Source organism: Thermanaeromonas sp. (assembly GCF_021890735.1).
GTDB lineage: Bacteria > Bacillota > DSM-521 > Neomoorellales > Neomoorellaceae > Thermanaeromonas.
Genome location: NZ_JAKKUR010000075.1, coordinates 1 through 8,821, shown reverse-complemented (window position 1 = coordinate 8,821; position 8,821 = coordinate 1). Strand labels below are relative to the sequence as shown.

8 protein-coding genes are annotated in these 8,821 nt (G+C 51.8%); 4 read left to right on the top strand and 4 right to left on the bottom strand.

The window, feature by feature from the left end:
* Positions 1-270: N-acetylmuramoyl-L-alanine amidase (locus tag L5656_RS09435; RefSeq protein WP_297202317.1), on the bottom strand; the 270-nt coding region annotated here is incomplete at its 3' end.
* 25 nt (positions 271-295) lie between these two features.
* Entirely contained in the window at positions 296-994 is a 699-nt protein-coding gene (locus L5656_RS09430; protein WP_297202315.1) for a muramidase family protein, read from the bottom strand.
* A 385-nt stretch (positions 995-1,379) separates the two neighbouring features.
* On the opposite strand from L5656_RS09430, the gene L5656_RS09425 reads away from it, so the two are divergent.
* From L5656_RS09425 to L5656_RS09410, 4 genes are all read left to right on the top strand, one after another.
* Entirely contained in the window at positions 1,380-3,365 is a 1,986-nt protein-coding gene (locus L5656_RS09425) for a stalk domain-containing protein (RefSeq protein ID WP_297202313.1), read from the top strand.
* A gap of 129 nt (positions 3,366-3,494) precedes the next feature.
* Positions 3,495-4,880, top strand: a complete 1,386-nt coding sequence (locus tag L5656_RS09420; protein ID WP_297202311.1) for an S-layer homology domain-containing protein — start codon at positions 3,495-3,497, stop codon at positions 4,878-4,880.
* 32 nt (positions 4,881-4,912) lie between these two features.
* Positions 4,913-5,221 carry a hypothetical protein gene (locus tag L5656_RS09415; RefSeq protein WP_297202309.1) on the top strand — a complete coding sequence of 103 codons (309 nt, stop codon included), beginning with the start codon at positions 4,913-4,915 and terminating at the stop codon, positions 5,219-5,221.
* A gap of 88 nt (positions 5,222-5,309) precedes the next feature.
* Positions 5,310-6,371: a tetraprenyl-beta-curcumene synthase family protein gene (locus L5656_RS09410; protein ID WP_297202307.1), complete on the top strand. Its 1,062-nt coding sequence runs from the start codon at positions 5,310-5,312 to the stop codon at positions 6,369-6,371.
* On the opposite strand, the gene L5656_RS09405 is transcribed toward L5656_RS09410, so the two are convergent.
* Together L5656_RS09405 and L5656_RS09400 are read right to left on the bottom strand one after the other, a co-directional pair.
* Entirely contained in the window at positions 6,300-7,289 is a 990-nt protein-coding gene (locus tag L5656_RS09405; RefSeq protein WP_297202305.1) for a polyprenyl synthetase family protein, read from the bottom strand. The two genes, L5656_RS09410 and L5656_RS09405, sit on opposite strands and share 72 nt — an antisense overlap.
* Positions 7,290-7,895: 606 nt before the next feature.
* Positions 7,896-8,531, bottom strand: coding sequence for a hypothetical protein (locus L5656_RS09400; RefSeq protein ID WP_297202303.1), 636 nt, complete (start codon positions 8,529-8,531; stop codon positions 7,896-7,898).
* Between the last annotated feature and the right edge of the window lie 290 nt (positions 8,532-8,821).

The following is an 8,821-nucleotide window of genomic DNA, read 5'->3' as shown; positions in this document are numbered from 1 at the left end:
AAAATTGGCTTCTAGTCCAATGCCATAGCCAATATCGTCATCCTCGTTTTGAAGAGCCCACAAGTCGTCGCTATTAGTCATAAAACCACATTCTATTAAGCTGGCGGGCATTTTTGTGTACTCGAGAACTATATAATTCTTACATTTGGCATCACTCAAATTCGGTATGGATGAAAATTCTACCACTCCACGAATCAAAGCATTTCCCAGACTTTCACTGGCTGCTACATCATGATTGTTTGCGTCAATATCCCACTCGAAAGCCTTCAAGCCTGATCCGGCCAGGCTGTTTATCTTAAGCTTCTCTGGGAATGCAAATAACCTGTCCCACCTGAAGGTTGTTGGGGTCTATCCCGGGGTTAACTGCTTGTATACTTGCAACAGTAGTATTAAACCGCCGGGCTAAACTATAAAGGGTATCCCCGGGCTGGATAACATAAGAAAAGGTCCCTCCAGGGCATGGCCGCCCGCTAGGAATACAAATTAGCTGGCCCACTTGTAGGTTAAGGGGGTTTACAAAGGGATTGGCCTGCTCAATGGCTTCTACGGTGGTACCGAAACGCTGGGCCAGCCTGAAGAAAGTGTCACCCGGTTGAATCCTGTAGGGTATTGTTCCGGGAGGACATATACCCGGAGGAGGAGCGGCTGGAACGCAAATCTGCTGGCCTATCAGTAAACCTTCGGGGTTCACACCGGGGTTGGCATTAATCAAATCCTGGACCGAGATACCAAAGCGGCGAGCAATATTAAAAAAGGTGTCACCAGCGCGGATGGTATAGATGGTAGAGCCAGGCGGGCACTGCACCGGTGGCACAGCGAGAGGGATACAGATAATTTGGCCTACCTGGAGATTATCGGGATCAATACGTCCGAGGTTGGCCTCCAGCAAGTCCTCTACAGATACCCCAAACCTCTGGGCGATGCTAAAAAGGGTATCACCCGGGCGGATGGTGTAAAGATTGCCTTCCGGACAGGGCGGTATTTGTGGGTTCACGGCAGCCTCCCCTTTCTTATCTTGGTGCTGCTAACAGATTATGCTGACAGGAACAATTCAGGTACTGCCCCCAAACCAATTTCCCGCATCTAGATAATCATTTTTTTGGTATCTAATTACTAATACTAGAAAATGTTTGCAGGAACTCCTAAGGTTGATGTCGAATAAAAGCTGGGTCCGCTTTCCACCCGAGGGTTCTCTGCCTGCTACCAGGGTCTACCGGGTACCCCTTCAAGGGGGCCAGCCGGGGCGTCTTTTTGAGGTCAGGGGGCTGATGAGCTATGCGGTGATTCTCTAGAGGGATAAGTTTAAATAAATTTATAAAAGGATTTGGAGGTACTTCTGGAGAATACTTCCTTAAGAAATTTAGGGGGAGTGGGATGCGGTGGTTAAAAAATGGTTAGCAGTCTTGGGTTCGGTTTTAATATTCTTAGCCGTGGCCACGGCAGCCCTGGCTACAACTGACTCCGAGAAACCGGAAGGGATAGGCGTAGAAGGGGATGTCAAGGTTTTCTTGAACGGCCAGGAGATCACCTGGGAGACACCCCCATCTTTTTACCGGGACGGTCATCTCCTGGTTCCGGTACGGGACTTGGCCCGGGCCGTGGGAGCGGAGGTGAGATGGGACGAGAAGAATCAAATAGTGCTGGTCGTCTCTCCAAAAGCTAAGCTTCGTTTCCAGATAGGGAGCAGCGAGGCTATGGTAGACGGGGAGAAAGTTACCCTGCCTTCGCCCGTAATATTGAAGAACGGTCGGACTATGGTGCCTTTGCGCTTCTTAGCCCAGGCCCTAGGGCTAGCAGTGAACTGGGATGAAAAGACCCGGACCGCAACTTTAATCGCCCTGCCAGAAAGGGTATACTGGGAAGCTTTTCCGGCCCGGGTGGCCTTCACTGCCGACAACAACCTCTGGCTCCTGGACGGTAGCCAGCCCGGTGCCCAACCGGTCCAGGTGACGAAAGACGGCTCCGTGCAGATCCTGGGCTGGTCTCCTGATGGCCGGTGGTTGGCCTACCTGCAGCGGGAGACGCCAGAGCCCTGGGAGAGCAAGCCTTATCTCTGGGTAGTGAGGTACGACGGTACCGGCGCTGTTCAAGTAGACCCGCGGCCGGTCGTAGGGGAGCCCCAGTGGTCCCCCCGGGAGAACATCTTGGCCTACAGCACCCAGGCTCCAGGCGCTGATTACGCCCCGGATGGGAATCTTAAGCTGGCCACTGTAACCGAGAAGGGGGTACAGGTGAAGCTTCTCCTTCCCGACTATAGCTTGCCGGTGGAAGATTGGGCCTGGGCCCCTGACGGTCAGAGCCTGTCTATTTCCCTTAAGCGCACAGCAGAAGAGCCCTGGAGGATTGACCGCCTGACCCTAGCAGGGGAGCGCACCAACCTGATAAAGGGAACAGGAATCGGTAACCCTCTAGGAGAGGTTTACTTCAGCCACGCAGTGGGTCTGAAGTGGTCCCCCAACGGCCGCTACCTGGCCTATTATCTCCGCTATAATGCCGCTTCCCTCTCCACCGACGGCGTGCCTTTGGAGGTTCTGGACCTGGAAAATCCGCAGAAGCCTTTGAACCTGGGCATCTGCCTACCTTATCGCCAGTGGTTGGCCTGGTCCCCGGACGGCAACAAATTGGCCTTTATCCAGGGGAGCGGCCGGGAAGCGACTTACAATAAACACCTAGCAGTAGTAACCCTGCCGGAGGGCCGGATCACCTCCTACGGACAGCCCGTAACGGTGGACAGCCAGCCCCATTGGTTGCCAGAGCCTCAAGAAGGGCTCCTTTTCTGCCGGGGCTTGGCCACTACCAGCTGGGATAAGCGGCATCCAGGGGTTTGGGTGAGCGATCAGCGCATCTGGCTGGCAGCAGGGGACGGTCAAGCTAAACCCCTTACCAACAGTTCGCCTGAACAAGCTGATTACTTCTCCTCCCCTTCCCTTTATGGCCGGGAGCTCTATTTCCTGCGCCTTAACAGCGCCCTCAGTGGCTCCCTCGGCCGCCAACCTTTAACCGGGGGGTCAGCGGAGGAACTGGTGCGCAACATAACCGGCTCGCCTGGCTACTACGGCAATTACTACCCAGCTTGGGTGAGCATTTATCATTTGCGGCAAACAGGGGAGGCAGAACCCTTGTCGTTTACCGGCAAGCTGGTAGAAAGCTTTATCGAAGGCCGCCACCTGGAGCTGGAGACGGACCGCCAGGGCATCCTGGTGATTATCCCGGCTAACCCCCAGGTAGCTGCCGAGTTGGAGAAGTACCTCGGGCAGAGGGTGACCTTAGAAGGGACCCTTTCCCATGAGCCTAACATTTACATGCGGAGTCCGCTTTTGCGGGTTCAGTCGGTGAGACCTGCTGGGGGAGTTGGAGAACAGTAACTCTAGGGTGTTCATACCATGCAGGAAGGTCCGGGAATGGCTGGAGAAGAGAAAGTTAAGTAGCTTTAAGAAGAAGTTCAAGATTAGATAGCCGCCACTAAACCAATTGAAACGAAGGGGGAAATAGTGGTGCGTAAACTCGTTTTGATCTTACTGGTTCTCCTGTTTTCGGTCTGTGCGGGCGCTTCCCTGGCTTTTGCCCAGCCGCTGGACAGGGGAGAACTGCTGGCTGTCTTTCCGCAAGCTCCTGACTTGAATGAACCGGTCACCCGAGGCGCCTTCGGGGCCATGCTGGCCAAAGCGGCCAACCTGCCGGCCGTAAGTGGTCAGGTTTACCGGGCCAAGGACGTGGTCCCGGGAAGCTGGTACGCTCCGGCCCTGGCCTCCCTCGCAGAAAGGGGGATTATGGCCGGGTATCCCGACGGCACCCTGCGTCCTGGCCAACCCGTGACCAGGGCGGAAGCGGCAGTCATGGTGTCTCGTACCCTGGGTTTGTTCGGTACCACGGGCCAGCCTGAAGCCGGTCCTTTAAAGCCCGACCACTGGGCCAGTTCGCTGTACAACTGGCTGGTGAACCAGGGGCTGGTTTCCGCCCAGTCTAATCCGGAAGGTACGCTTACCGTGGGAGAAGCGGCCGACTTCCTGGCTCGCGTTTTCGGCAGTGACCCGCGGGCGGTGGAAGTCATGGAGAAAAGCCGCCGGGCGCAGGCCGACGTCAAGGCTATGCGTGCTAAGACCCACATGGATATAATCCTGCAGCCCCGGGCTGGAATGGCCAACCAAGTGCCCATTTTGAGCGGCTCAGGGGAAATGAGCATGGAGGTGGTTTTCCCGGCAACTATGCACCTGGTTGCCCGGTGGCGGTTTGAGGCCACCGGGGGTCCCGCCGCCAAAGATGAGCAACGGCTGCCGGAGCTGGAAATGGAGCAGTACCTGGTGGGCGGAAAAATATACATGAAAATGACCGATCCGGCCACCGGGAAAGCCGCATGGATGCGCCTGCCGGAAAGCGCTATCCCGGATCTGGGAGCTTTGATGAAAGAAAGCCTGGAGGCCAGCAAGTTGAGCGGCGGCAGGATACCGGAGGAATTAAAACCCTATTTCCATTACCAACTCCTGGGTACCACGGAGAAGGACGGCCGCAAAGTGTTTGAGATCGCCTACTACGGGCGGATTGACGACCTAGCTGCTTTCTTCCAGTTGGCTATACCCGAATCAATGCGCGGCACACTAGACGCGCTCCAATTGGAGCGCTCTTTAGACGAAGCCGGGAAATTAATCAAGTCCATATCCTATTGGGGCAGGGACTACATTAACGCAGACGACTATTTGCCCTACGGTGGCGAGTTAAAAACAGTGTTGTCTTTCGCTGACCGGTTCCAAGGTAAGGTAGTGCCGTTTGAGTTGATCGAAGTGCGCATGCGGGTAGAAGAATTCGCCTACGGAGACCAAATCAAGATCGAGCTGCCGCCAGAAGCCCTTCAGGCCAGGGAAATGCCACAATCGTTGCAATAGCTTTAGACGAGCGGAAAAACGCAAACAAGCAGGTGGGGATCGACGAACAGTGCTTTACTACATTTTTCCGGCCCCCGCAAAGGATCTTCAATGAGGTAGTCTTAAAAACAGCCGGTAACAACGGTTACCGGGCTGTTTTATGGAGTTTTGCTTATCGCGACTGGTTGATTGATGACCAACCCGAAGAGGAATTCGCTAAAGCAACCATTCTTGCGGGTGCTTTGCCCGGTTCAGTCCTTTTGCTCCATGCTGTTAACCAAACTAACACCGAAGTGCTCGATGACGTAATAAAGGAATTAAAAAACAGAGGTTACACCTTCAGTTCTTTGAATGACCTCTAGTTGGATGTAGTTAAAAACGGGTAAAATACTTGAATGGAAGAAATGCGTACGCCAGGTTACTCCGGCACAAGCGAGGAGAAAATAATTTATGCTGGGCATCCTCGAACACTTAAACCTAATGTCGCGCTTCCTCTTTCAGGCCTTCCCCGGAGTGGCCGGGGAGCTAAAGGCGTGGCGCGACCTGGCTTGCCGTTGTCCCGATCCCGAGCTGCGTCGACAGGCGCTGGCCAGCCTGGCCTTAAAACGATTTCACTGCCAGGGGGCCAGCGTTTTTACCGTATGGCAGGGAGACTGCCATGGTGAGTTGCTGCGGGCCATCGTCGCCCTGCAGACCATAAGCGATTACCTGGACAATCTTTGTGACCGGGCCGGGGTCCAGGAAGAAAAAGCCTTCCAGCAATTGCACCACGCTTTCAGGGATGCTCTTACTCCAGGAGCTGCCCTTAAGGATTATTATAAGGACTACCCTTACCAGCAGGACGGCGGGTACCTGACTACCTTGGTAAAAGTTTGCCAACAATCCCTTTTGGCCTTACCTTCTTATGCCCTGGTGCAAGAGAAGGTGGGCTGGTTGGCCGACCTTTATTGCCATTTGCAGGTAACAAAGCATCTACCGCGGGACCAACGGGAGATACGCCTGATTCAGTGGCTAGATCCCCTGGTTAAAAGTCTACCGGAGCCACTAAATTGGTGGGAATTGGCAGCAGCTACCGGGTCCACGCTGGGCATCTTTGCCCTTATGGCCCTAGCTGTTAGATCCCAGGTAAGGCTTGAGGAAGTGGAGCAGTTGAGTGGCGCCTATTTCCCCTGGATCGGGGGCTTACATATTTTGCTAGATTATTATATTGACCGCCAGGAAGACCAAGAAGGGCAGGATTTGAACTTTATAACTTATTATAACGATGAAAGGGAAGCGAGGCTTCGCTTGCAGTATTTCTTGCAGCGTTCCCTGGACAAGGCTGTTGCCTTACCAGACCCTGTATTTCACCTGACAGTGATACGGGGATTACTGGCCCTATACCTTTCGGATGCCAAAGTAGCTGCCCAGAAGCTAACCGGCACCAGGAGGTTTCTCCTCTTAAACGGTGGCTTCACTTCCCGCTACCTCTTTTTGCTCTGCTCCTTCCTGCGCCGGGCCGGAGTAATCTAATTCTTCAATTTTAGCCAGCACCTGGCTGGCCAGCCAGGCCAGTTCCTCCCGGGCGGGACAGGCAGGTAAACTTTCCAGGGCTGAAAAGGCAAAATTAATTTGCTCCCGGGCCCGTTCCCTGGCATACTGGCAGCAGTCTAAGGACCGGGCTGTAACAATTATTTCTTCCATTTCTTCCGGTGTTAGCCCCCGGCTTATCTTCTCCCGCCACCAGTCGGACTGGGGAATAAGTTCGAGGAAGCGCAAAATAGGTAAAGTAATGATGCCCTGAGATAAATCCTGACGGCAGGGTTTGCCCAACTCTTCGGACTGGCCTAAGAGATCCAGCAAGTCGTCTACCATCTGGTAGGCCAGGCCCAAATACCAGCCGAAGCGGGCCAAACCCTCCTGCCCAGAGCGTTTAAGGTGGCAGAGAACCCCGCCGCAGCGGCAGGCGGCGCTTATAAGAGAGGCCGTCTTTTTGCCGATATGGCTGAGGTAGGCCTGTTCAGTGAGCGCGGGAACACTGCGCTGCTCTATTTCGCCTTCACACATAGTCCGGATGGTAGCAGTGACAATGTTAAGGACGGCCCGGGGGCTTTGGGCTAAGAGCCCGAAGGCGGTAGCGAAGAGATAATCTCCGGTAAGTACCGCAGGGATGGGACCGTAAAGGGAATGCAGGGCCGGCCGGTGGCGCCGCACGGTCGCCCCATCCAGTATGTCGTCGTGAATTAGAGAGGCAAGGTGTACCAGCTCAATAGCGGCAGCCACCCTGTTGACTTCTGCAGGATCATACGGCCCAAACTGGGCACATATTCGTACTAGGGTGGGTCGCAGGCCCTTACCGCCGGAAAGGACATGGGCCAAAAGTTGCTTAAGGGAAGGGCTTTCCGTGGCAACAGCGTCAAAAAGGAGTTTTTCCAGAGCGGGCCAGACCAAAGAATATATAACCCCCTTTGGTATTCTTCGTTCTTATTATGGCCTCTAGACCGATAACAATACACCCAACCCTAGGGCCGTATAAAATTTCAGTAGGTAGGGGCAGCAACTTTTAGAAGGTAATGTAGTACACCAAAGGGGTGGCTATATTCGTGGTTTCCAGCTCCGTCTTTCCTTGATCATTCGTACTTTACCATCTTCGCTTGTGGAAACAAAGTCCAACACTACCGTACCTTGCTCTAATCTGGCTCCTGTTAAAATACCCCCCGGCAGGTTAAAAGTGTCACGCTTCAACAGCTTTTGAAATAATAATATTTACTTACAGTATTCGGAACCTGGTCAACGTTTTCTATCTAGGCCCAGGTAAAGGTTCAATGAATTCAAGAGCCATATTAGCTACAATCATCATTGGAAAGAGTTTGCCTGGATTTTGAACGAATTACAATAGGGTTCTGTAATTGTGCATACAGACAACCTTCCAGACTTACAAATAGAGCTTCGATCTATCTAATTTAAGGTTTAGTTCCTTAAACTTATCATTCATTTTAACCCTAGCTTCAGATTTCAATTTTATTCTCAAATTCTCCCACTAGCGACTGTTTTGCTTTATATTTTTCTTGGTATTTTTCTGGTCCATCTTGTGCCATAATCAAGAACAATCCCCTTCGTTGCATGCTCAAAGGATTTAGTGAAAGTCAGACATCGGAAAGCATTATACCATTCATAAGTATCCCAGTAATCCTCTAGAGACATATTAGCCGCTCTGCAAAAAAGATCGACCCCCTCTTTATATTCATCGCTTGCAGCATATTGCTGTTGTTCTTCTTCAATAAACTTTTCTACCTCCTCCGCGGTAGGCAAAAGTTTGTTCTTAATAGCATAATCGAAAACAACTTTTTCCTCCACCAGAACATTAAATACTTCTGAATAACTTTGATGACGCGCACCCGCTTGATTTAATCCTTTCCTAAATTCTAATTCTCCTATTGTAATAGGAACACCATTTACCCATGCAACGGTTTCAGCGGAAGTAACTCCTGCATTTTTTATAGTTTTAAGGGAATCTTTAAGTAAATCTGGGTTGCTTTGAATAAATTCCGCTATAGGTCGAAAAAACTCCTCTAGTGTTTTTTGTCCCTGGGCATAGGTTATGTGGTTGTTAATAATAGATATGCTTAATACCAAAACTGAAACTATAAATAACACCGCCAAATATATGCCCGTTTTTTTCTTAAACATCACACTTAACACCCCTATCTCTTGTTTGGCCCTGTAAGTGCAAGGGTGTGCATTATAATAAAAACACTGCTTCTTTCCCAAAACCCAGCAAGCTTATCCGTTATATGGTTAAGGTAGAATAAACATGTTACAATATAAGCAAACTAGCTCCTCTCGAGGTAGACCGTGGAAAATGAAGGTAGGGTCCCTCAATCTTCTGTTATATAACAGAGGTGGACAATTCATACAAATAAGGAGGCAACCGCCACCAATGCCAGTATATCACAAGCCAAACGAAAACCCAATATCCTTCG

Coding starts and splice junctions, on each gene's coding strand:
- L5656_RS09410 (WP_297202307.1), top strand. CDS start 5,310: ATGCTGGGCATCCTCGAACACTTAAACCTAATGTCGCGCTTCCTCTTT.